Origin of the sequence: Phreatobacter sp., assembly GCF_030691135.1 — a bacterium.
Taxonomy (GTDB): Bacteria; Pseudomonadota; Alphaproteobacteria; order Rhizobiales; family Phreatobacteraceae; genus Phreatobacter.
Map to the genome: position 1 here is coordinate 60,073 of NZ_JAUYFA010000070.1, position 20,584 is coordinate 80,656.

Annotated in this window: 20 protein-coding genes; 13 read left to right on the top strand and 7 right to left on the bottom strand. The window is 68.7% G+C overall.

Translation table 11 applies throughout. The annotated features are described in order from the left end of the window. Positions 1 to 56 precede the first annotated feature (56 nt). On the bottom strand, positions 57 to 1,370 hold the full coding sequence (locus tag Q8O26_RS12340) for a DUF445 domain-containing protein (protein ID WP_305575989.1): 1,314 nt from the start codon (positions 1,368 to 1,370) through the stop codon (positions 57 to 59). Positions 1,371 to 1,574: 204 nt separating this feature from the next. Between Q8O26_RS12340 and Q8O26_RS12345 the strand changes: the two genes are divergently transcribed. After that, positions 1,575 to 2,063 carry a hypothetical protein gene (locus tag Q8O26_RS12345; protein ID WP_305575991.1) on the top strand — a complete coding sequence of 163 codons (489 nt, stop codon included), beginning with the start codon at positions 1,575 to 1,577 and terminating at the stop codon, positions 2,061 to 2,063. Between the two features lie 95 nt (positions 2,064 to 2,158). Here the strand turns inward: Q8O26_RS12345 and Q8O26_RS12350 are convergent, their stop codons facing one another. Together Q8O26_RS12350 and Q8O26_RS12355 are read right to left on the bottom strand one after the other, a co-directional pair. Continuing rightward, a complete protein-coding gene (locus Q8O26_RS12350; protein ID WP_305575993.1) occupies positions 2,159 to 2,695 on the bottom strand; it encodes a GNAT family N-acetyltransferase in 537 nt (178 codons plus the stop codon). Positions 2,696 to 2,842: 147 nt separating this feature from the next. Next, complete coding sequence (locus tag Q8O26_RS12355; protein WP_305575995.1) at positions 2,843 to 6,346, bottom strand: hypothetical protein; 3,504 nt, start codon at positions 6,344 to 6,346, stop codon at positions 2,843 to 2,845. Positions 6,347 to 6,727: 381 nt separating this feature from the next. Here Q8O26_RS12355 and Q8O26_RS12360 point away from each other — a divergent pair, with 381 nt between their 5' ends. The 9 genes from Q8O26_RS12360 (at position 6,728) to Q8O26_RS12400 (ending at position 13,698) form a co-directional block, all read left to right on the top strand. Then, positions 6,728 to 7,171: a MerR family DNA-binding transcriptional regulator gene (locus tag Q8O26_RS12360; protein WP_305575997.1), complete on the top strand. Its 444-nt coding sequence runs from the start codon at positions 6,728 to 6,730 to the stop codon at positions 7,169 to 7,171. A gap of 160 nt (positions 7,172 to 7,331) precedes the next feature. Further along, positions 7,332 to 8,618, top strand: a complete 1,287-nt coding sequence (serA, locus tag Q8O26_RS12365; RefSeq protein ID WP_305575999.1) for a phosphoglycerate dehydrogenase — start codon at positions 7,332 to 7,334, stop codon at positions 8,616 to 8,618. Between the two features lie 120 nt (positions 8,619 to 8,738). Next, positions 8,739 to 8,936 carry a DUF4089 domain-containing protein gene (locus Q8O26_RS12370; RefSeq protein WP_305576001.1) on the top strand — a complete coding sequence of 66 codons (198 nt, stop codon included), beginning with the start codon at positions 8,739 to 8,741 and terminating at the stop codon, positions 8,934 to 8,936. 1 nt (position 8,937) lies between these two features. Next, positions 8,938 to 10,335, top strand: coding sequence for an AtzE family amidohydrolase (locus tag Q8O26_RS12375; RefSeq protein ID WP_305576003.1), 1,398 nt, complete (start codon positions 8,938 to 8,940; stop codon positions 10,333 to 10,335). Positions 10,336 to 10,449: 114 nt separating this feature from the next. After that, positions 10,450 to 10,581 carry a hypothetical protein gene (locus Q8O26_RS12380; RefSeq protein ID WP_305576005.1) on the top strand — a complete coding sequence of 44 codons (132 nt, stop codon included), beginning with the start codon at positions 10,450 to 10,452 and terminating at the stop codon, positions 10,579 to 10,581. A gap of 27 nt (positions 10,582 to 10,608) precedes the next feature. After that, positions 10,609 to 11,001 (top strand): oxalurate catabolism protein HpxZ, encoded by a 393-nt coding sequence (gene hpxZ / locus Q8O26_RS12385; RefSeq protein WP_305576007.1) that lies wholly within the window; start codon positions 10,609 to 10,611, stop codon positions 10,999 to 11,001. Positions 11,002 to 11,115: 114 nt separating this feature from the next. Next, the gene (locus tag Q8O26_RS12390; RefSeq protein ID WP_305576008.1) at positions 11,116 to 12,204 is read left to right on the top strand and encodes an alcohol dehydrogenase; all 1,089 of its coding nucleotides are present in this window, start codon (positions 11,116 to 11,118) and stop codon (positions 12,202 to 12,204) included. Between the two features lie 16 nt (positions 12,205 to 12,220). Next, positions 12,221 to 13,357 carry a thiolase family protein gene (locus Q8O26_RS12395; RefSeq protein WP_305576010.1) on the top strand — a complete coding sequence of 379 codons (1,137 nt, stop codon included), beginning with the start codon at positions 12,221 to 12,223 and terminating at the stop codon, positions 13,355 to 13,357. Next, a complete protein-coding gene (locus Q8O26_RS12400; protein ID WP_305576012.1) occupies positions 13,354 to 13,698 on the top strand; it encodes a Zn-ribbon domain-containing OB-fold protein in 345 nt (114 codons plus the stop codon). The genes Q8O26_RS12395 and Q8O26_RS12400 overlap by 4 nt, the downstream gene beginning before the upstream one ends. On the opposite strand, the gene Q8O26_RS12405 is transcribed toward Q8O26_RS12400, so the two are convergent. Further along, positions 13,669 to 13,860, bottom strand: a complete 192-nt coding sequence (locus Q8O26_RS12405) for a DUF1192 domain-containing protein (RefSeq protein ID WP_305576014.1) — start codon at positions 13,858 to 13,860, stop codon at positions 13,669 to 13,671. The two genes, Q8O26_RS12400 and Q8O26_RS12405, sit on opposite strands and share 30 nt — an antisense overlap. A gap of 84 nt (positions 13,861 to 13,944) precedes the next feature. Here Q8O26_RS12405 and Q8O26_RS12410 point away from each other — a divergent pair, with 84 nt between their 5' ends. Next, positions 13,945 to 14,943, top strand: coding sequence for an NAD(P)H-quinone oxidoreductase (locus Q8O26_RS12410; protein WP_305576016.1), 999 nt, complete (start codon positions 13,945 to 13,947; stop codon positions 14,941 to 14,943). A 259-nt stretch (positions 14,944 to 15,202) separates the two neighbouring features. On the opposite strand, the gene hydA is transcribed toward Q8O26_RS12410, so the two are convergent. Next, positions 15,203 to 16,627, bottom strand: coding sequence for a dihydropyrimidinase (hydA, locus tag Q8O26_RS12415; protein WP_305576018.1), 1,425 nt, complete (start codon positions 16,625 to 16,627; stop codon positions 15,203 to 15,205). Positions 16,628 to 17,169: 542 nt separating this feature from the next. Between hydA and Q8O26_RS12420 the strand changes: the two genes are divergently transcribed. Both Q8O26_RS12420 and Q8O26_RS12425 read left to right on the top strand, forming a co-directional pair. Beyond that, on the top strand, positions 17,170 to 17,700 hold the full coding sequence (locus Q8O26_RS12420) for a DUF1465 family protein (RefSeq protein WP_305576019.1): 531 nt from the start codon (positions 17,170 to 17,172) through the stop codon (positions 17,698 to 17,700). Positions 17,701 to 17,828: 128 nt separating this feature from the next. Continuing rightward, positions 17,829 to 18,575, top strand: a complete 747-nt coding sequence (locus tag Q8O26_RS12425; protein ID WP_305576021.1) for a YebC/PmpR family DNA-binding transcriptional regulator — start codon at positions 17,829 to 17,831, stop codon at positions 18,573 to 18,575. 55 nt (positions 18,576 to 18,630) lie between these two features. Here Q8O26_RS12425 and Q8O26_RS12430 read toward each other — a convergent pair whose 3' ends face one another. Together Q8O26_RS12430 and ftrA are read right to left on the bottom strand one after the other, a co-directional pair. Further along, the gene (locus Q8O26_RS12430) at positions 18,631 to 19,389 is read right to left on the bottom strand and encodes a sulfite exporter TauE/SafE family protein (RefSeq protein WP_305576023.1); all 759 of its coding nucleotides are present in this window, start codon (positions 19,387 to 19,389) and stop codon (positions 18,631 to 18,633) included. A 98-nt stretch (positions 19,390 to 19,487) separates the two neighbouring features. Further along, positions 19,488 to 20,534 (bottom strand): transcriptional regulator FtrA, encoded by a 1,047-nt coding sequence (gene ftrA, locus Q8O26_RS12435; RefSeq protein WP_371134551.1) that lies wholly within the window; start codon positions 20,532 to 20,534, stop codon positions 19,488 to 19,490. Positions 20,535 to 20,584: the final 50 nt, after the last annotated feature.

Below are 20,584 nucleotides of genomic sequence, written 5' to 3' on the forward strand. Positions count from 1 at the left end.
ACGTGCCGGCCGGAACCGGAGCAGTCCTTGGACTCTAGGCTTCCCCGGTGACCGTATCAAGAAGCCCGCAACAGCACCTCGATGGTGTGGAGCACCAGGCCTGCAAGCCCGCCGATCAGCGTGCCGTTGAGCCGGATGTATTGCAGATCGCGGCCGATGTTCAGCTCGATCAGGCGGATCAGCTGCTGCATGTTCCAGGCCTTGACCTGATCGGCGATGAACCGGGAGGCGCCGCTCTTCTGCTGGTCGACGAGCGTTGACAGCGCCACGACGAAGCCCTCGTTCATCTCCGCCTTCATGCGCGGGTCGGAGGCGAGCTTGGCGCCGATTTCCGTCAGGATCGCGGTCATCTGCGCCTCGATCCGCGACTGGGGCGAGGCGACGTCCTTCTCGACATAGGCGATGATGTTGCGCCACAGCGCCTGGGCGACGTCGCGCAGTTCCTGGCGGCCGAGGACGTCATGCTTGAACTGCTCGGCGCGTGCCTCGTAGTCCGGGCTCTCGCGCAGGCCGACGATGAAGCTCTGCACGAAACGATCGAACTCCTGGCGCAGCGCATGGTCGGGATCCTGCTTCACCTCGTCGAGAAAGGTCGATGTGGACCGCAGGATGCGGGAGAGGAGATAGGCGTCGGCCTTGAACAGGTTGAAGAGTGTCGGCAGTTCCTTGCGGATCTTCTCGCGGATGCCTTCCACCGTCGCCGGGTCGTTCAGGATGCGCTCGACCGCGCCGATCAGTTCGTCGAGCAGGCGCTGGTGGCGGCGGTCGGCGGTCACGGCGCCGAGGAGTTGCGCCGCCAGGGGGCCGAGCTTGAGGGCATTGACCTGGTCGGTGAGCCGCTCGGCAAGGAACTCCTTCATCCGCGACTGATCCATGCCGGCAATGGCGTTGGGCAGCAGGTTCACGGCGAAGCGGGAGAGGCTGGCGCTCTTGGCGGGGTCGGCGAGCCAGGCGGCGATCAGCGCGGCGAAATCCACCTCGCGCAGCTTGGTGCCGACGGGTCCGGGGGCGAGGAAGTTGGTCTCGACGAACTTGCCCAGGCTGTCGGCGATGCGCGCCTGGTTCTTCTGGATGATGGCGGTGTGCGGGATCGGCAGCCCCATCGGATGCTTGAACAGGGCGACGACCGCATACCAGTCGGCGAGACCGCCGATGGTGGCTGCTTCCGCGAAGGCGGCGATGAAGCCGAAGGCGGGGTGACGGTGCTCGAGGAGCTTCGCCGCGATCATCACCGTGATGCTGCAGACGAGAAGTGCGGTGGCCACCAGCTTGGCGCGGCGCAGGCCCGCCTCCTTCTCCAGATCCCGCGCCGACAGCGCTGTCGCGTCGGTCGCGGGCGGGGTCTGGTCGGCTGGCGGGGATGCGGCCATGCGATCGGTCTCCGGAGGGTGCGATGCGTCAGATAAGCGGAACGTGCGGCGGGAAAAAGAGTTCAGCGCACCGCTCGTGAATACGGCAGACATGCTGCATTGCACAATAAATGTTGCAATGCAGCATAAGACGGTCTATAGCGGAAGTCTCCACCGGGCCGTCCCGGACGGTGGACCATGGCTCACTGGAGAATGGAGAACGACATGTTCGATGCAACGATGAAGACGGCCGCCGAGGCCACCCTGACGCAGATGAAGCAGGCCTTCCAGGGCTTCGCCACCGTCCCCGTTCAGTTCCACGTCGCGCCCGCCGTCGAGGAATTCGCCGCCCGTGGCGCGCAGACGGCGAAAGCCCATCTCGCCGATGCCGATGCGGCTGCCCGGAAGGCCGCTGCCAGCGCCGAGGCCCTCTCCGTTTCCCTTGCCGGCGCCCATGCCGATCTGACCCGTGCCGCCGTCGAGAGCGCTGTCGCCAACGCCACCATGGCCATCGATGCGGTCCAGCACGTCCTCGCCGCATCGACCCTGCAGGAGGCGCTGCAGCGCCAGGGCGACTTCCTCAAGGCGTTCGGCGAGGCGAACCTCACCCGGGCCCAGGACGGTCTCGCCAGGGCGCGCGATGTCGCCACCGACAGCGTCAAGGCGATGCAGGCGGAAGCGGCGACCTTCACCGCCGGCTTCAAGGCCGCCTGAGCCTCATTCTCGGCATCACCGTTCCCCCTCATGAAAAGGCCCGCCGGGATCCGTCCCGGCGGGCTCTTTCGTGCGGTGTGGGCGCCGCCGGCGGTTCAGAGCGCCGCGGCGAGCTCTTCGGCATCCCGATGATGGCGGGGCACCGCGAGGGCCGGCTCGAAGGGCAGGCTCAGCAGGCCCGTGACGTCGCCGCCGTCGAAGGTGAACCGCGCTCCGAAATTGCGTGCCAGGGCGCGCATCGCCCGGTTGCCGGCGGTGGAGGTGATGCGGAGTTCGGAAAAGCGCGAATAGCGGGCGGCGACCATCACCGTTTCGAACAGTCCGGTACCGATCCCGCCATTGCGGAAGTCGGGCTCGACGGAAAAGGCGATGTCGGCCGGATGCCCGGCGGAGGGCGGGTGGAGTTCGGCGGTGCCGCGCACCGTGCCGCCCTGGTCGATCCAGGCGAAGACGCGGGTGCGTCCGGCGAAGCAGCGCGTCGAATAGGCCGTGATGAAGCGGTCGTCCGCGACACCGTTGAACCGCTCGCGCCGCCCCTGCGGATCCAGCCGCAGCAGGTGGTCGCGGTGGCGTACGGCATCCGGGCCGGAGAGTTCGCGAATCGTGCCGAGCGCGTTGGAGGCTCGTGCCATGGTGATCTCCTCGTGAATCGTCGTCCCGAGGCGTTCACATCCCTAGAAGCCGTAGATTGTGCAGTGCAGCATGAATGTCAATGGCGCCGCCGCGCGAGGCCGCCCGCATTTCCGCACGCGCCCCATGCGACGCGGCGAGGGAACCTGTCAGCGAGTCGTCTGGGCGCGTCGTGGAACCGGACGGGCCGGAGCGGGAGGATCGCTCCATTCGGCCGGGGCGGCGACGCGGACGGCGGCGTCCGGTTCGGCCTTCGGCGCGAAAGTCTGCACGGCAAGCCGGGCTGCCACCAGCGTCTGCGGATCGAGGCGGGCTGCGACCTCCTCACGCTTCTTGGCCGAGTCCTGGTCTCCGCCGGCGGCGGCGAGGGCGAACCACTTGTAGCTTTCGGCCAGGCTCTGGTCGACGCCGAGGCCGCGGGCGTAGAGGATGCCGAGATTGTACTGGCTGTCGGTGACGCCGTGTTCGGCCGCCCGGCGGAACCATTGGGCGGCGATCTTATAGTCCGGCCGCGGCGTCGCCTGGCCCTGCGCATGCATGACGGCGAGGTTGTGCATGGCCTTGGCGTTTCCGGCCTCGCCGGCACGCTCGTAGAGCCGGCGGGCGCGCTCGAAGTCGCGCAGGACGCCGGTGCCCTTCTCGTAGAGGCTGCCAAGGCGGTACTGCGCCGGGACGATGCCGGCATCGGCGGCGCGCTGGTACCACCTGGCCGCTTCCGCGGCACTGACCGCGACGCCGCGGCCTTCCAGGTGGCGCGTGCCCATTTCGTGAGCGGCCAGCGGATCGCCGGCATCGGCGGCGGCCTTGAGGGCGGCCGGAACGGACACGGCGCGTCCCGTGCGGGTGTCGACCGGCTGCCAGCCCGAGGGCGAGAGGGTCATGCCCGGCGGCGGCGTGCGGCCTCCTGTCACCGAGCCGGTGGTCTCCGGCGCGGTATCGCTCCCCGGCAGGGCCGGGGTGGGATCGGTCGCGCCGGGGCCTGCGGCAGGCGGCGTCAGTTCGGACGGGGTCGAACTGGTAGAGGCCGGTGACAGGTTCGAGGCCGGCGCGGGCATGCCGGGCGTCGCCGCGGGAGCGCCGGAGATGGGTGCCGCGGCGGTGGCGTCGATCGATGGAGTCGGGACCGCGGTCTGCTGCGTCCCGGTGGCGTCGAGCAGGCTGCGGATCTTCGGCACCGTCGCGATGCCGGCCGCGAGCACGAGCAGGGCCGCCGCGATGCCCATCAGGATGGTCTTGCGGTTGACGGCGAGAACCGGCTTGCTGGCAACCTCCGGCTCTGCTTCCGCGGCGGGCTGGATCGTCACCGGTTCGGGAGCGGAGAGGACCGGTGCCGTATCCTCGCGTTCGGCCTTGGCGCGCCAGCGGGGCTTCTTCGGCTCGGCGGCAGCCGGCTCACCGTCGTCCTGGGGCTTGGGTGCGCCGCGGAAGCGGGCGAAGAAGCCGGGCTTGGCGGCCTCCTCCGGCTCCGAGCGGAGTGCCGGATCGACGGAAGCGGCGCGCGCGGCACGGCGGGCAGCGGCGATGAAGTCGGTCTTGGTGCCGCCGACGGGGGCAGCACCGGGTGCGGGCGGCCGGACACGAGGGGCGCCCGATCCCGGCTCCAGCGGCAGGTCGATGCTGCCGGGCGGGTGGTTGGGCGCCGTCTGCCGCGAGACGGGTGCTGCGGACCTTTCGGCGACGATGGAGGCCGAAGTCGCCTTGGGACGTGCCAGGGCCGGTTCCGGCTCGCGCGGAGCGAGCGACGGCGATGGCGCCTTGGCCGGAGCCTCTGCCGGCTCGATCTCGGCGATGCGCCTGGCGACGCGCTCGAAGGTCTGCTGCACGGCGTCGACCGTGCCGGCACCTTGCTGGTCGATGACGGTGCGGGAGCGGCGGACCTCGGCGATCTCGCGGCGCAGGGACTCGATCTCGTCGTCCGTGGCGGAGCCCGGCGCCGATGCGAGGGCCCTCCGGGCCGCCTGTTCAGCGGCCTCGATTGCGCCGGCCCGCATCTCCTCCATCTGGACGAAGAGGTCGGAAAGGCCGCGCTCGATCGTGCCGAGCTGGGCGAAGCGCCCATCGGCGGCATCGATCTTCGAGGCGAGCGAAAGGATATGCCGCTCGATATCGGCCAGCGCCTTGGGGTCGTCCGGGCGGGCATGACCGTCTTCCAGCTTGTCGGCGAGGCGATGAAGCGCCTCCTCGAGCTGGGGATTGACGGCGGCGGAGGGGCGCGGCACCGCTGCGAGACGTTCGGCGATTTCCTCGATCCGCGCCTCGATGGCGGAGGTGATCGCGGCGACGTCGGTCGCCGTCTGGCGCGGCTGGGCGAGGTCGTCGATGCGGCGGCCGAGCGCGGCGATCTGGTCGCCGAGCGCGTCGATCGCGTCGCGCGACACGGTATCGGCCAGCATGGCGCGGATGGCACCGGTTTCTTCGGCGAGCCTGTCGAGAAGTCCGCCGCTGAGATCACGGCTCGCCAGGCTGTCGACGCGGTAGGACAGCGCCTTCAGCTCTTCGGCGATTCCCTCGGCGGGCATCAGCCGGGCGATGGCCTGCTCGAATTCGTGGACGAGGTGTTCGAGAGGCTCGGCCGGCAGCCCCTTGGCGCGGGCCGCATCGAGCCTTGCGCCCAGTCCCTGCACTTCGGCCTCGAGCGAGGCCACGGCACGGCGGGGCGCGAGGTCGGAGAGCTGGTCGGCGATGGCGGCGATGTCGGAACGCAGGTCTGCGACAGCGCGGTCGTACTGACCGGTCTCGCGCTCGGCGAGATCGCGCCGCATCTGCTCGACCCGGCCGGACAGCGTCTTGATCTCGGTCTGCAGCCCGTCGGACGAGGGCGCGGCCATCGCATCGATGCGCTGGCTCAGCCGCCCGATCTCGCCTGCGAGCGCGGTGGTTTCGGGTGCACGGGGAGGGGCGGGGCGCTGCTGGCTCAGCACCGTCTCGATCTGGCGGGACAGGGCGTCGAGCCTGGCGGCGATGGGCGCCATGTCCGGCACGGCGAACGGATCGGCCGCCGTCGCGGGGGCGATGATCCGCGCCGGCGCCTCTTCGCGACCGTGGGAGAGAGCCTTCTGGCGGGCGGCGATCTCGGCGACAGCCGAGTCGATGTCGCTGCGGAAGCTCTTTCGTGGTGTTTTGATACCATTAGTCGCATCAGCGTGACGCGGAGCTGGCATGTCGAGATCGCGCATAGAGCGCGCGATCGCATCCATCTGGGCGGTGTGGTCGGCCCTGTCCGTGGTGAAAGCCGGCGCCGTCGGTGGTGAGGATATGAGGGCCGGTGCAGCCCTGGCGCCGCCCAGTCTCTCGACGGCCTCGATGGCTGCGGCCGAACGCCGCTCGGAGATTTCGGCGAGCCGCGCCACGGCGTCGAGGGCGCGTACGATGTCGCTGTTGTCACCGCGAGCCGCGGGGACTTTCGGGATCGCGGTCTCGGATTCGCGTCGCGTCACGGCATCGAGTCGCTGGGAAATCGTTTCGAGCCGGCGGGTGACGGTGGACAGTCCCGTCTCGGTCACCGCGGCGTCGGCAACCTCTGCGGCCTGGTCCGCAATGGCGCTGTTCAGCCATTCGCCGAGCGACATGCCGGAGCGGCGGGCCGCTTCCTTAGCGGCCTCCCTGGCGTCCTGATCGACGCCCTTCACGCTCCAGGGGACTGTGTGTCGCATGACGGGTCCACACGCTCTGCCGACGGGCACCGCAAACACCCATCGCTGGACGGATGATCACGATCGGGGCATCCTCCAAGGCGAATCCTTGATGCGCTAGGCGAACACTCCCGTTCCGTAATCTTGGCCTTCATGGTAAATGGAGAGTTAACGGGCCCTTTTTTTGTTGCCCGCGCCGCCGAGGTGTTAACTGTTAAACTGATGGTAAGCGGTTATAGGTGTTCCTGTCTGGCCGGCGTGGCCCTGTCCTAACGGTAAGTAACAGACCGGTTTGCGTCGCACTCTCGCTTTGCGTGTGCAAATTCCGGTAAAGGTGTCCCATCCACGAATGAGTTTTCCTCGAGAGCGAGGATGGAGCAGATTATGGAACGGAAGGCATTTATGTCTCGCAAGAACGACGATGACGTCTTTTGGATCGAGGACGATGCCGAGGCCGCCAAGGCAGGCCCGGCAGTGTACACGATCGGCGATCTGGCACGCGAGTTCGACGTCACACTGCGTGCCCTCAGGTTCTACGAGGACAAGGGTCTTCTCACGCCGCGACGCGAGGGACTTGCGCGCCTCTACAGCGCCGCTGATCGCGTGCGGCTGCAACTCATCCTGAAGGGCAAGCGTCTCGGCTTCACCCTCGCCGAGATCGCCGAGATGGTCGAAGCGCATGAGCGCAACGATGCCGGTCCGGACCAGCAGCTCAAGCTGTCCCGCGAGAAGTGCATGGAGCAGATCGCCCATCTTGAGCAGCAGAAGCGCGAGATCGAGGAAGCGATCGTCGAGCTGAAGCGCACCCACGACACGCTGACCCAGATGATCGACCGGACGCGCTGACCGGTCCTCAGGGAGCCGCCCCGGGCGGCTCCCCGCCACGTCGTGGCGGGAAATGCACGCATCGGCGGAATAGCCGGCTCGTGATGGGCGCGCGCCCTTGCCCGGCCACCCGGTTCCTGTCATGCGGTGTCGGCCTCGAGGCTCGCCCACGGACAATCTTATGCCCACAAGCTCGAAATCAGCCACATCCGGCACTCCCCGCCGGGCGGCCCTGTCGCTGTCCAAGAACCGCATCAAGATCCTGCTGCTCGAGGGCATTTCCGACACGGCGGTGGGCGTCCTCGAACAGGCCGGCTACACGAATATCCAGCGCCTGCCGAAGGCGCTCGACGCCGCCGCGCTGACCAAGGCGATCCGCGGCGTCCATCTGCTCGGCATCCGCTCGCGCACCCACATCACCCCCGAGGTTCTCGCCGCCGCCGATCGCCTGATCGCCATCGGCTGCTTTTCGGTGGGCACCAACCAGGTCGACCTCGTCGCAACCAACCGTGCCGGCGTCCCGGTATTCAACGCGCCGTTCTCCAACACGCGCTCGGTGGCCGAACTGACCATCGCCGAGATCGTCATGCTGTTCCGGCGCATCTTCCCGAAGTCCGGCGCGGCCCATGTCGGCGGCTGGGACAAGTCAGCCGTCGAAAGCTACGAGATCCGCGGCAAGACCCTCGGCATCGTCGGTTACGGCAATATCGGCTCGCAGCTCGCCGTGCTGGCCGAGGCCATGGGCATGCGGGTCATCTATTTCGACCACACCGACAAGCTGCGCCACGGCAATGTCGAGCCGGCCGAGAGCCTTTTCGATCTGCTTGGCCGCTCCGACGTCATTTCGCTGCACCTGCCGGAGACGCCGGCGACGCAGGGCATGATCGGTGCGCGGGAGATCGCCGCGATAAAGAAGGGCGCCTATCTCATCAACAACGCCCGCGGCACCATCCTCGACCTCGCGGCGCTGGCCGACGCGTTGAAGTCCGGCCATCTGCGCGGCGCTGCGGTGGACGTCTTCCCCGTCGAGCCGTCGTCGAACGCCGACCCCTTCGTCAGCCCGCTGCAGGGCCTCGACAACGTCATCCTGACCCCGCATGTCGGCGGCTCGACGGAAGAGGCGCAGGAGCGCATCGGCGCCGAGGTGGCGCGCAAGTTCATCGAGTATTCCGACGTCGGGTCGACCTGGGGGGCGGTGAATTTCCCGCAGGTTCAGCTGCCAGTGCGCCCGGCCGGCACGCGCTTCATCCAGGTCCAGCGCAACCTGCCGGGTGAGTTGCGGCGGCTCAACGACGTCTTCGCCGACCGCAGCATCAATATCGCGGCGCAGTATTACCAGACCGACGGCGAGATCGGCTATGTCGTGCTGGACGCCGACGGGGCCGTGGCGGATGCGGAGGCGGTTCTCGAACAGCTGCGCGAGCTTCCCGGCACCATCCGCGCCCGCCTGCTCTACCGCGGCGGCTGATCCGTCTCACCCGCGACGGCTGGCCCCGGACTTGCTCTCCCGATGGCATCGCCGGTCGTCCGGGTCTTCCTGCCTGAATTTTAGGCGGGATATCGGGCGGCCCATTGCAGGGAGCGACGCATGCCATCCAGCGAACTGACCGCCGAGGTCGCCGAGAGATATATCGACGCCGTGGCACCCCTGCTCGGCCTCGCCGTCGCCCCGGTTTGCCGGCCGGGCGTCGTCCTCAATCTGCAGATCGCCATGCGCCTGGTGCGGATCGCCGAGACGCTCGATCTCGAGGATCACGACGAACCCGCCGCGGTCTTCGAGGCCTGACATGACCGACCTGACCCAGCTCACGGCCGCCGCCCTCGCCGACGGCGTCAAGACGGGCGCCTTCACCGCACGGGCCGTGGCGGAAGCCCATCTCGCCCGGATCGCCGCCCATGACGGCAGGGTCGGCGCCTTTACCGCGGTCACCGCGGAGCGGGCGCTCGCGGCAGCCGACGCGGTAGATGCGAAACGGCGCGGCGGCGTTCCGCTCGGGCCTCTCGCCGGCGTTCCCTATGCGGTGAAGAACCTCTTCGACATCGCGGGATTGTCGACGCTGGCGGGCGCGAAGATCAACCGCGACCATCCGCCGGCAATGCGCGACGCGGCCTTGATCGAGAAGCTTTCGGCGGCGGACGCCGTTCTCCTCGGCGCCCTCAACATGGGCGAATATGCCTATGACTTCACCGGCGAGAACGCCCATTTCGGCCCCTCGCGCAACCCGCACGACCTGACCCGCATGACCGGCGGCTCGTCCGGCGGCTCGGGGGCCGCCGCCGCCGCCGGCTTCGTGCCGGTGACGCTCGGCTCCGACACCAACGGCTCGATCCGCGTGCCGTCGTCGCTTTGCGGCCTGTTCGGGCTGAAGCCGACCTTCGGGCGGCTGTCGCGGGCGCGCTCCTTTCCCTTCGTGGCCAGCCTCGACCATCTGGGTCCGCTTGGCCGGTCGACCGCCGACTGCGCCGCCTTCTACGACGCCATGCGTGGCCACGATTCCGACGACCCGGTCTCGCAGGACCGGCCCGCGCCGCCACTCGGCCCGGAGGTGGGCGCCGGGATCAGCGGCCTGAGGATCGCCCGTGCCACCGACTATTTCGACGGCATGCAGGAGGCGGCGGCGCGGGACGCCACGGCCCTTGTGGCGGGGGCGCTCGGCGCCGGCACGGTCGAGATCCCCCATGTCGCGGCGGCGCGGGCCGCGGCCTTCGTCCTGACCTGCTCGGAAGGCGGGGTGCTGCATCTCGACCGGCTGCGGACCCGTGCCGCCGATTTCGATCCCGACACCCGCGACCGGCTCATCGCCGGGGCGCTCTTGCCGGCGGCCCATGTCGCCACCGCCCATCGCGTCCGCGCCAAGTACCGTGACGCGATGCGGGCGCTGTTCCGGGACGTAGACGTGATCATCGCCCCGGCGACGCCGACCCGCGCTCCGTCGCTCGGCCAGAAGACGTTCGACCTCGACGGCCAGATGGTGCCGGTGCGGGCCAATCTCGGGCTCTTCACCCAGCCCTTCTCCTTCATCGGCCTGCCGGTCATGAGCGTGCCGGTCTGGACCGCGGGCGAGGCGCTGCCGATCGGCGTGCAGATCATCGCGCCGGCCTGGCGGGAGGACATCGTTGTGCGCGTCGCGGGCCATCTGGAGCGGGCCGGCCTCGTCGGCGCCAGGGTCGCCCGGCTCGACTGACCGGCAAGGTTCATGTTTCGTTGACCATGATGCCGACAATTGTCTGCAAGTCCGGCCGGGACAGGGACCGTTCGCCAGGCCGGCGGGTTGCTCGGCAGTTCCGGAGAGCGTGCCATGCCCCGCCTGCTGTTGTTCGCCACGACCCTGGTCACGGCCTGCGCCGTGGCCGCCATCGTTGCCGCCGCCGATCCGTCGGGCGGCGCCGTCCTTGCCCATCTCGCGCCCGCCTTCGCGGCTCTGCCCTGATCGCGGCGTCCCTCCAGGAGCCCTGCCGTGATCATCAACGACCCCGCCGTCCATGCCGAAGTGAGCGCCGCCTTCGCGACCTACGAACAGGCCCTGAACAGCAACGACGTGGCGGTGCTGGACATGCTGTTCTGGGTGTCGGAGCACACGATCCGCTATGGGATCGGCGAGAACCTCTACGGTCACGCCGAGATCGCGGCCTTCCGGTCGGCGCGTTCGCCGGTCGGGCTGGAACGTCGGATCGAGCGCACCGTGATCACGACCTACGGTCAGGACATGGCCACCGCCTCGACCCTGTTCCATCGCGCGAGCATGGGGCCGGAGAAGATCGGCAGGCAAATGCAGACCTGGGCCCGGATGCCGGACGGATGGCGGGTGGTCGCCGCCCATGTCAGCGTCATCCCGACGCCCAAGGCCTGAACAGAACAGGCCGTCTCGGCCCTTCGGCACATTTACAGCCTGTCCTCGCATGCTAGCGTTCGCGTCACCGCGGCGTCCGAACCAACGGGCGCGCCCTGCATCCGAGGACACGCCATGGATTCTTTCTCGCCCGCGCGCACCACCCGTTCCTGGCGTCTGAACGTCTCCTGCGATCCGCTGATCCTGACCGAGGAGCCGCGTCCCGTGCCGAAGGGCCGCGAGGTCCTGATGAAGGTCAGCCATTGCGGTGTCTGCCATTCGGATCTGCATATCCGCGAAGGCAAGTACAATATCGGCGGCGGCAAGAGCCTCGACCTCGCCCAGCGCGGCCTGAAGCTGCCGCTCACCCTCGGCCACGAAATCCTCGGCACGGTCGAGGCGGTCGGGCCGGACGTCACCACCGTGAAGCCGGGCGACCGGCGCCTGCTGCACACCTGGATCGGTTGCGGCGAGTGCCCGCTCTGCAAGTCCGGTGATGAAAACCTCTGCGCCCAGCCGCAATTCCTCGGCGTGCAGGCGCGCGGCGGCTTCGCCGACCACGTGCTGGTGCGTGACGAGGAGTTCCTCGTCGACGTCGACGGCCTCGATCCGGCGCTGGCGGCGACCTATGCCTGTTCCGGCGTGACCGTGTTCAGCGCCGTCAACAAGATCCGCCCGCATCGCGAAGGCGAGAAGATCGCCGTCTTCGGGATCGGCGGCCTCGGCCAGACGGCACTGCAACTCCTCAAGGCGCTGGGGATGGGGCCCGTCATCGCCATCGACCCCTCGCCGGAGAAGCGCAGGATCGCCGAGAGCATCGGTGTCGCGGCCACGCTTGACCCGAACGCCCCGGATGCGGCGAAACAGCTCGCCGCCTTCTCCGGCGGGAGGCTCGCCTCGGCGCTGGATTTCGTCGGCGGCGAGGACACGACGAGCCTCGCCATCAACGGCCTGCGCAAGGGCGGACAGCTGGTCATCGTCGGCCTGTTCGGCGGCGAGCTGCGATATCCGCTGCCGTTCTTCCCGATGCGGGCGCTGACAGTGCGCGGCTCCTATGTCGGCTCGCTGAAGGAGTTGAAGGAATTCATCGCTCTCGTCCGCGAGGTGAAGCTGCCGCCGATCCCGATCGAGACGCGACCGATGAACCAGGTCAACCAAGCCCTGCATGATCTGGAAGCGGGCAAGGTCGCCGGCCGGATCGTGCTGGAAGCCGAGCCCGCCTGACCTCGGCGCAGGGCGAATGGCCTATCTCACCGGCATCGCCGTCACGGCCTTCGGCAAGCATCCGGGACGCGGCCCCGTCGACCTGATGGAAGAGGCGGCGCTCGCTGCGCTTGCCGATGCGGCCCTGCCGCGGGAGGCCATCGACGGACTGATCTCCGGCTATGCCACCACCTATCCGCATCTGATGATGGGCACGGTGATGGCCGAGCGGCTCGCCATCCGGCCACGCCATGCCCATCAGGCGCAGGTCGGCGGCGCGACAGGGGCGGCGGCGATCATCCTCGCGCGACACCTGATCGCCGCTGGCGCCTGTCGCCACGTGCTCGTCGTCGGCGGCGAGAACCGGCTCACCGGGCAGAGCCGCGACGATGCGGTCAAGACGCTGGCCGGCGTCGGCCATCCCATCCACGAGGTGCCGCTGGGCGCCTCGATCCCGTCCTATTACGCGCTGGTCGCGGCGCGCTACCTGCACGAGACGGGTGCGAGCGAGGCGGACCTCGCCGAACTCGCGGTGCTGATGCGCCGCCATGCGGCGGATCACCCGGGCGCGCAGTTGAAAAAGCCGCTGACGGTGGACGAGGTTCTCGCCTCGAAACCGATCGCCACGCCGCTGAAGTTTCTCGACTGCTGCCCGATCTCGGACGGCGCTGCCGCGGTCGTGGTCTCGGCTGAACCGGCGGGCGCGGCGGTGATCCGCCTCGCCGGCTGGGGCGAGGCGCATACCCACCAACATGTCTCGGAGATGCCGGACGACGTGGGGGTGGGGGCGAAGCTCGCCGCCGCGCAGGCCTTCGAGACGGCCGGGCGCAAGACGGCCGACATGCGCCTGCTCGGCCTCTACGACAGTTTCACCCCGACGCTGGCGATCTTCCTCGAGGCCTTCGGCTTCGCGCAGCCCGGCCGGGCGGGTATCGCCGCCCGGGACGGGCGCTTCTCCCGCGACGGTGCGCTGCCGCTCAACCTCCATGGCGGGCTGATGTCCTTTGGCCATCCCGGCGTCGCGGGTTTTCTCGCCCATGTGGTGGAGGTCGTCAGGCAAATGCGTGGCGAGGCGGGTCGCCGGCAGGTGAAGGACGCGCCGCTGGCCTATTGTCATGCCGATGGCGGGGTCTTTTCCAGCCATGCCGGCCTCGTCCTGGAGCGGACGGCATGAGCGGCCCCCTGCTGCAGTCCTGCCGCGCCTGCGGCCATGTCTGGCAGTTCCGACGCGCCTGCTGTCCGGCCTGCGCCACCGCGGGGCCGGAGGCGGTCACGGCCGGGGGAGGGGGCACGGTCTGGTCGGTGACGACGGTGCTGCGCGCCCCGCTCCCCGAGCTCGACGTCCCCGGCGGCTATGGCATCGCCCTCGTCACGCTGGACGAGGGCCCGCGGATCATGTGCCGGAGTGAGGCGGGCCTGGCGATCGGCGACCGGGTCCAGGTGGCCGTGGAGGATGACGGGATGCCGCGCGCCGTCCGCGCCGGGTCAGAACTTGAAGACGCTTGCGGCGGCTGACTTGCTGGCCTCCTTGGCGCCCATATCCATCTCCAGCCGGGCGATCTCGATCTTCAGCAGGGCGATGCGTTCGGCGAGTTCGTGCACCGACAGGGCCGAGAGATCCTGTCCCAGGACATGGGCGGGCGGCTTCGGGCGCGGCTTCAGATCGTCGTCGAACATCAGGGCCTCCTCCTCGCGGACTGGCATTGCCTTTGAACGAAGGCTACACCGTCTCACCCCTCGCTGTCGAAACCGGACGATCTCATGACCGCTGTTCCCCCGACCATGACCGCCATCGCCATTCCCGTTCCCGGCGGCCCCGAGGCCCTGGTGCCGGAGACGCGGCCGGTTCCCGTGCCGGGGGCAGGCGAGGTGCTGGTGAAGATCGCCGCGGCCGGCGTCAACCGGCCCGACGTGCTGCAGCGCGCCGGCGGCTATCCGCCGCCGAAGGGCGCCTCCGACATTCCCGGCCTCGAATTTGCCGGCGAGGTCGTCGCCTGCGGCGAAGGCGTGACCCGCTTCAAGGCCGGCGACCTGGTCTGCGCTCTCGTCTCAGGCGGGGGCTATGCCGAATATGCCGTCGTCCACGAGAGCAATGCGCTGCCGGTCCCGGCCGGGCTCTCCCTGGTCGAGGCGGCGGGCATCCCCGAGACCTTCTTCACGGTCTGGTCCAATGTCTTCGACCGCGGCGGCTTGAAGGCCGGCGAGACCATCCTGATCCATGGCGGCACGTCGGGCATCGGCGTCACCGCGATCCAGCTCGCCAAGGCCTTCGGCTCCACCGTCATCACTACGGCGGGGTCGGACGAGAAATGCGCGGCGGCGAAGGCGCTCGGCGCCGATCATGCGATCAACTACCGCACGACCGATTTCACCGCCGCGGTGAACGAGATCACGGCCAAGCGCGGCGCCCATCTCATCCTCGACATGGTCGGCGGCGACTATGTGCAGAAGAACCTCGACTGCGTGGCGGCGGACGGGCGCATCGTGCAGATCGCCTTCCTGCACGGTTCGGAGATCAAGGTGGACATCCGCTGGATCATGCTGAAGCGCGTCACCTTCACCGGCTCGACGCTGCGCATCCGCGACATCGCCTTCAAGGCGGCGCTGGCCGACGCGCTGAAGGCGAAGGTCTGGCCGCTGCTGGAGAGCGGCAAGGTCAAGGTGGTGATGGATTCCACCTTTCCCCTGGTCGAGGTGTCCAAGGCCCATGCCCGGATGGAGGGCAGCACCCATATCGGCAAGATCGTGCTGACGGTGTAAAGGGGCGTTCGGAGGACTTGCACCGCGCACGTGCGTCCTTCGAGGCTCGCCACCGGACGATGCTGACGCATCTCCGGGAGCTCGCACCTCAGGAGGAGGTGGGTGGTGTATTGCACCTCGGCTCCATGAAGCTGAACGGTCGAGCTGCGTTCGGCGCTGATGCCAGCCACCACCGCCTCATCCTGAGGTGCGAGCCCGAAGGGCGAGCCTCGAAGGGCGCACTTGCCCGATGCAACGTTCCCTCGTGGCGTGAGTGCCCTCACGCCCCCGCGGGAAGCGCGTAGGGGCTCTTGTCGCGGGCGAGGAAGGAGCCGGCGCCCATGGCGCCGACGACCTTGCCCTCTTCGACGATGGTCTTGCCCCTGGCGATGGTCATGACCGGCCAGCCGGTGACGGCAAAGCCCTCCCAGGGGGTGTAGTCCGACCCGTGGTGGAGGATCTCCTGGCGGATCGTCTCCTTGCGGTTCGGATCCCACAGGACGATGTCGGCATCGGAGCCGACGGCGATCGTGCCCTTCTTCGGGTAGAGACCGTAGAGCTTGGCGTGGTTGGTGGAGGTCAGCGCGACGAATTCGTTCATGGTGATGCGGCCCTTGGCGACGCCCTCGGACCAGAACACCGGCAGGCGCGTTTCGACGCCGGGAAGGCCGTTCGGAACCCATTTGAACGAGGTCCGGCCCTTGTCGTTCAGCTTGCCGCGCGGGCTGTCGTAGAAGAACGGGCAGTGGTCGGAGGAGAAGGTCTGGAAGACGCCCTGCTTGATCCCCTCCCAGATCGCCTGCTGGCTGTCGGTATCGCGCGGCGGCGGCGAGCAGACATATTTCGAGCCCGACATATCCATGTTCAGGCCCTTCATGTCGTCCTCGGTGAGGGTGATATATTGCGGGCAGGTCTCGGCATAGACCTTGAGGCCGCGCTGGCGGGCCCAGCGGATCTGCTCCATCGCCTCGCGCCCCGAGACGTGGACGATCATGATCGGCACGTCGAGCAGCTCGGCATGGCTGATGGCGCGGTGGGTGGCCTCGCGCTCGATCACCTGCGGCCGCGACGGACCATGATAATAGGGCGCCGTCTTGCCAGCCGCTTCCAGCCGCTCGGTCAGGAACTTGATGTTGTCGTAGCCCTCGGCATGGACCATCACCAGCGCCTGCTCGCGGCGCGCCACCTCGAAGACCTCGAGCAGCTGTCGGTCGGAGAGGACGAGGTCGTCATAGGTCATGAAGACCTTGAACGAGGTGCAGCCGTCGGCGAAGAGCGCCGGCAGTTCCTGGTTGAGGACCGTCGGCGTCGGGTCGGAGACGACGAGGTGGAAGCCGTAGTCGATATAGGCCTTGCCCTCGGCCTTGCGGTGATAGTCGCTGACGCAGGCGCGCAGGGATTCGCCCTTCACCTGCATGGCGAAGGGGATGATCGTGGTGTTGCCGCCGGCCGCGGCCGAGCGCGTGCCGCTCTCGAAACCGTCGGCCATGGTGATGTCGGGCCCCGAGGGCTGGTCGAGATGGACGTGGCTGTCGATGCCGCCGGGCATGACGAGAAGGCCCGAGGCGTCGATCATGCGGGCGGCCTCGGTGATGTTCTCGGCCAGCAGCGCCACCTTGCCGTTCCTGATGCCGACGTCGCAGCGGATCGTGTCGGAAGCCGTGACGACGGTGCCGCCGCGGATGGCGAGGTCGAGATCGAGCATGAGAGGGTTCCCCGGACAGGTCTGGAAGGCAGCAGGATGCCCTGCCGACGCACCGCATTTTCAGCCGCCCGTCAAGCCCGCGCCGGCGCGTCCCGGTTCACCGGGCGGCGGCCCGCCGGCTCTGTTGCAACGCGAAGAATCGGCGCCTGCAACGGGCGAGGTTAACCGGGGGTTAACCTTTCTCCTTTAACAAGAAAATCGTTCAGTTCGCTGGACGCGAGTGGCTCCTGTCCACTCTGTTTGACGCCTCCCTGTATTCCACTTCAAGGCCGCCTTCGGGCGGCCTTTTTTTCACGCCGATCGGGGCTGTCTAGGCTCCCTCGCCGGTGCGGCAAATTCAGCCTTGGCACGGCCTTGATTTCATCGTCTCATCGCTTCCGTCGGCTGCGCCGTGTCCCGTTGCGGGACGGAACGGACTGGCACCGGCCTTGCTGCATCAGATCCGAGACCGCATTTCCACCGCCGTTTACCTTTCCTTAAGCAAACGCTTTACGCGGCGCGAGGACGGCGGCACACACGGGTTCTGAGGGAGTTTTAGCGTGATGTCGCATGAGAGCGTTTCGCCGATCGCCGAGCCGACCGTCGCCTTCGGGGCGCGGCTCGCCAGCTCCCCCGCCTTCAAGGAGCTTTTCCGCGACGGCATGGGCCTCGTGGAAGAGACGGCGGCCTATCTCGACGGCCCCGGACGCGAGGAAAGCCGCGCCCTCGACCGCGGGCCGGCTCTCGCCTATGCGACCGAGAGCATGCGCCTGACGACCCGCCTGATGCAGCTCGCCTCCTGGCTGCTTCTGCAGCGCGCCGTCAACGAGGGCGAACTGACCCAGGAACAGGCGGCGCTGGAAAAGTCCAAGGTTCGTCTGTCGTCGGTCGGAGCGCCGACGCCGCTGTCGGTCATCGAGGAACTGCCCGAGGCGCTCGGCAGGCTGATCGGCAAGGCCATGCGGCTGCAGGAGCGGATCATCCATATCGACCGCCTGCTGTTTACCCCGCAGCGCGATGCGGTCGACGCTCCGGTCAACGCCATTTCCAGCCAGATCGACCTCCTGACGAACGCCTTCGGCAAGCGGCGCTGATCGCGGCCGGCCGCGCTGGATTTCGCGGCCCCGCCCGCCTATAAGTCGCGCCGACCTGTAGCCGGCGCTGAGCGCGGCGCGTGAATGCCTGCGCCCCGACACCGGCTGACCACCGCCGAGAGGGGCATATGGCCGGCCATTCACAGTTCAAGAACATCATGCACCGCAAGGGCCGCCAGGATGCGGCCCGCTCCAAGCTGTTCGGCAAGCTGGCGCGCGAGATCACGGTGGCGGCCAAGATGGGCCAGCCCGACCCGGCCATGAACCCGCGCCTGCGCGCCGCGATCCTCGCCGCCCGCGCCGAGAACATGACCAAGGACACGATCCAGCGCGCCATCAACAAGGCGACCGCCGGAGACGCGGAGAACTACGACGAGATCCGCTACGAGGGCTACGGCCCGGGCGGGGTCGCCGTCATCGTCGAGGCGCTGACCGACAACCGCAACCGCACCGCTTCCGAAGTGCGCTCCTTCTTCACCAAGTCGGGCGGCAACCTGGCCGAGACCGGTGCGGTCTCCTTCATGTTCGACCGGGTCGGCAGCATCGAATTCTCCGCAGACAAGGCCTCGCCCGACGACATGCTCGAGGCGGCGATCGAGGCGGGCGCGGAGGACGTCGCCTCCTCCGAGGCCGGCCACGAGATCACCACCGCCGCCGATGCCCTCGCCGAGGTGGCCAAAGCGCTGGAGGCGAAGTTCGGCGAGCCGAACAAGACGGCGCTGACCTGGAAGCCGCAGACCAATGTCGCCGTCGACGACGAGACGGGCGAGAAACTGCTTCGCCTGATGGACAATCTTGACGAGAACGACGACGTGCAGAACGTCTACTCGAACTTCGAACTCTCCGACGCGCTCATGGCGAAGATGGGCGGCTGACCCCTCGTTGCGCTCGCGAGCGGTGCCCTCATCCGGGACGCGCAGCGCGCCCGCCCTAACGCAGGATCCGGTCGAGCAGCGGCAGGCTGGTGAGCGCGGCGATGGCGATCACCGCGAAGGCGACGGGCCGGAACAGGCGCGGATCGGCCCTGTCGAAGAGCAGCGAGCCGAGGCCGATGCCGATTCCATAGGGCAGGATCGTCCAGGCGGCGCCGCGGAACACCTCCGAGGTGAAGATGCCGGCGAGCGCCAGAAGGCTCATCGAAAGCACCGAAGCCGGCACGAAAAACGCGACTGAGGAGCCGCGCACGCCGGCATTGTGGCTCGGCCCGGCCAGCCAGAACAGCGACAGCACCATGCCGCCGAGGCTGGCCAGTCCCGAAATGATGCCGGAGGCGGCGCCCGTCGCCAGCGTCGCGGGCAGGCCGGGCGAGCGCTCGATGCGCCCGACCAGGAGGAGAAGCGTCAGGACCAGCACAATGGACAGGGACGTGACCCAGCGCACCGGCGTCGGGTCGATGGTGACCAGCAGCCAGACGCCGATGGGCAGACCGACGACGTAGCCGACGAAGAGCGGGCCGATCTCGCCCCAGCGTGCATGGCGCCAGGTGGAGCGGATCATGGCGAGCTGCAGGACGGCGTCGATGATCGACATGATGCCGATGGCGGCCTTCGGGCCGAGATAGGCGCCGGCCACCGGCATGAAGATCATGGCTGAACCGAAGCCGGTATAACCGCGGACCGTGCCGGCGAAGAAGGCGGCGACGAGGACGGCGATCGGCGGGGCGGAGCCGAGGGCGGCGGTGAGGTCCAAGGGGGAAGCCTTCGAGCGTTTCCGGACGTTTCCCGTCGCTTACGGGGATTTTCCCGGCTCCGGAACCGGCGGCGACGCGGGACACGCCTGCACATGGACTAGGCCTCGGCGACCCTCGCGCCCTTGCAGCCGTGGCCGAAGCGTTCGCGGTAGTCGCGCGGGCTCAGCGCCGTGGCGCGGCTGAAGTGGTGCCGCAGTGTCGCCGTACTGCCGAAGCCCGAGAGCCTCGCCACCTCCTCGATAGGCAGCGCGGTCGCCTCCAGCAATCGCCGGGCCTCGTCCACGCGCACGCCGGCCAGCCACTCTCCCGGCGATGTCCCCGTCGCCTCCGCAAACCGGCGCAGGAAGCTGCGCTCGCTCAGGGCGGCCTTCCGCGCCATGTCCGCGATCGTCCAGCGGTGTCGCGGATCGGCCCGCACGAGGTCGAGCAGCGGCGACAGCCGGCTTTCCGGGCGTTTGGGCACCGGTCGCTCCACGAATTGCGCCTGGCCGCCGTTGCGATGGGCCGGCATGACGATGCGGCGGGCGACGCTATTGGCGGCATCGGTGCCGAAATCGGAGCGTACGATGTGAAGCATGAGGTCGATGCCGGCCGCCGAGCCGGCGGATGTGAGCACGCGCCCCTCCTCGACATAGAGCACGGACGCGTCCACTGCGACCTGAGGATGCGCCCTCTCCAGCGCCTCGGCGTAGCGCCAATGCGTCGCGGCCCGCCTCCCGTCGAGAAGTCCCGTCGCAGCGAGCACGAACGCGCCCGAACAGATCGAGGCGAGCCGCGCGCCGCGGGCATGGGCCGCCAGCAGGGCTCCTCGCAGCCGCTCCGGAACGGGTTCGCCTGCGCCCTTCCAGCCGGGCATGACGATCAGGTCGGCGTCCTCGAGCAGTTCCAGCCCGCCGTCCACCTCGAACCGCAAGCCGCCATGGGCGCGCAGCACTCCGGAATCGACCGCCGCAGTGGCGAAGCGGTACCAGCCGGCACCCATCTCTGGCCGGGCGAGGCCGAACACCTCTGCGGCGATGGCGTATTCGAAGGTGCAGAGCCCGTCATAGGCGATGGCGACGACCAGCGGGCCGGTCGTCGGAGCTTCCATCCGCTCGACGGGCGTGTTCGATGATTCTGGCGCGATCTTCAGCATGGATGGCAAACCTGCCACTCGCGCGGCGGCGAGGGAAGCAGGAAAAACGGGCATCGCCG

Bases quoted from the DNA above. Each gene is read 5' to 3' on its own strand.
- Q8O26_RS12340 (WP_305575989.1), bottom strand. From the start codon at position 1,370: ATGGCCGCATCCCCGCCAGCCGACCAGACCCCGCCCGCGACCGACGCG.
- Q8O26_RS12345 (WP_305575991.1), top strand. From the start codon at position 1,575: ATGTTCGATGCAACGATGAAGACGGCCGCCGAGGCCACCCTGACGCAG.
- Q8O26_RS12350 (WP_305575993.1), bottom strand. From the start codon at position 2,695: ATGGCACGAGCCTCCAACGCGCTCGGCACGATTCGCGAACTCTCCGGC.
- Q8O26_RS12355 (WP_305575995.1), bottom strand. From the start codon at position 6,346: ATGCGACACACAGTCCCCTGGAGCGTGAAGGGCGTCGATCAGGACGCC.
- Q8O26_RS12360 (WP_305575997.1), top strand. From the start codon at position 6,728: ATGTCTCGCAAGAACGACGATGACGTCTTTTGGATCGAGGACGATGCC.
- serA (WP_305575999.1), top strand. From the start codon at position 7,332: ATGCCCACAAGCTCGAAATCAGCCACATCCGGCACTCCCCGCCGGGCG.
- Q8O26_RS12370 (WP_305576001.1), top strand. From the start codon at position 8,739: ATGCCATCCAGCGAACTGACCGCCGAGGTCGCCGAGAGATATATCGAC.
- Q8O26_RS12375 (WP_305576003.1), top strand. From the start codon at position 8,938: ATGACCGACCTGACCCAGCTCACGGCCGCCGCCCTCGCCGACGGCGTC.
- Q8O26_RS12380 (WP_305576005.1), top strand. From the start codon at position 10,450: ATGCCCCGCCTGCTGTTGTTCGCCACGACCCTGGTCACGGCCTGCGCC.
- Q8O26_RS12390 (WP_305576008.1), top strand. From the start codon at position 11,116: ATGGATTCTTTCTCGCCCGCGCGCACCACCCGTTCCTGGCGTCTGAAC.
- Q8O26_RS12395 (WP_305576010.1), top strand. From the start codon at position 12,221: ATGGCCTATCTCACCGGCATCGCCGTCACGGCCTTCGGCAAGCATCCG.
- Q8O26_RS12400 (WP_305576012.1), top strand. From the start codon at position 13,354: ATGAGCGGCCCCCTGCTGCAGTCCTGCCGCGCCTGCGGCCATGTCTGG.
- Q8O26_RS12405 (WP_305576014.1), bottom strand. From the start codon at position 13,860: ATGTTCGACGACGATCTGAAGCCGCGCCCGAAGCCGCCCGCCCATGTC.
- Q8O26_RS12410 (WP_305576016.1), top strand. From the start codon at position 13,945: ATGACCGCTGTTCCCCCGACCATGACCGCCATCGCCATTCCCGTTCCC.
- hydA (WP_305576018.1), bottom strand. From the start codon at position 16,627: ATGCTCGATCTCGACCTCGCCATCCGCGGCGGCACCGTCGTCACGGCT.
- Q8O26_RS12420 (WP_305576019.1), top strand. From the start codon at position 17,170: ATGTCGCATGAGAGCGTTTCGCCGATCGCCGAGCCGACCGTCGCCTTC.
- Q8O26_RS12425 (WP_305576021.1), top strand. From the start codon at position 17,829: ATGGCCGGCCATTCACAGTTCAAGAACATCATGCACCGCAAGGGCCGC.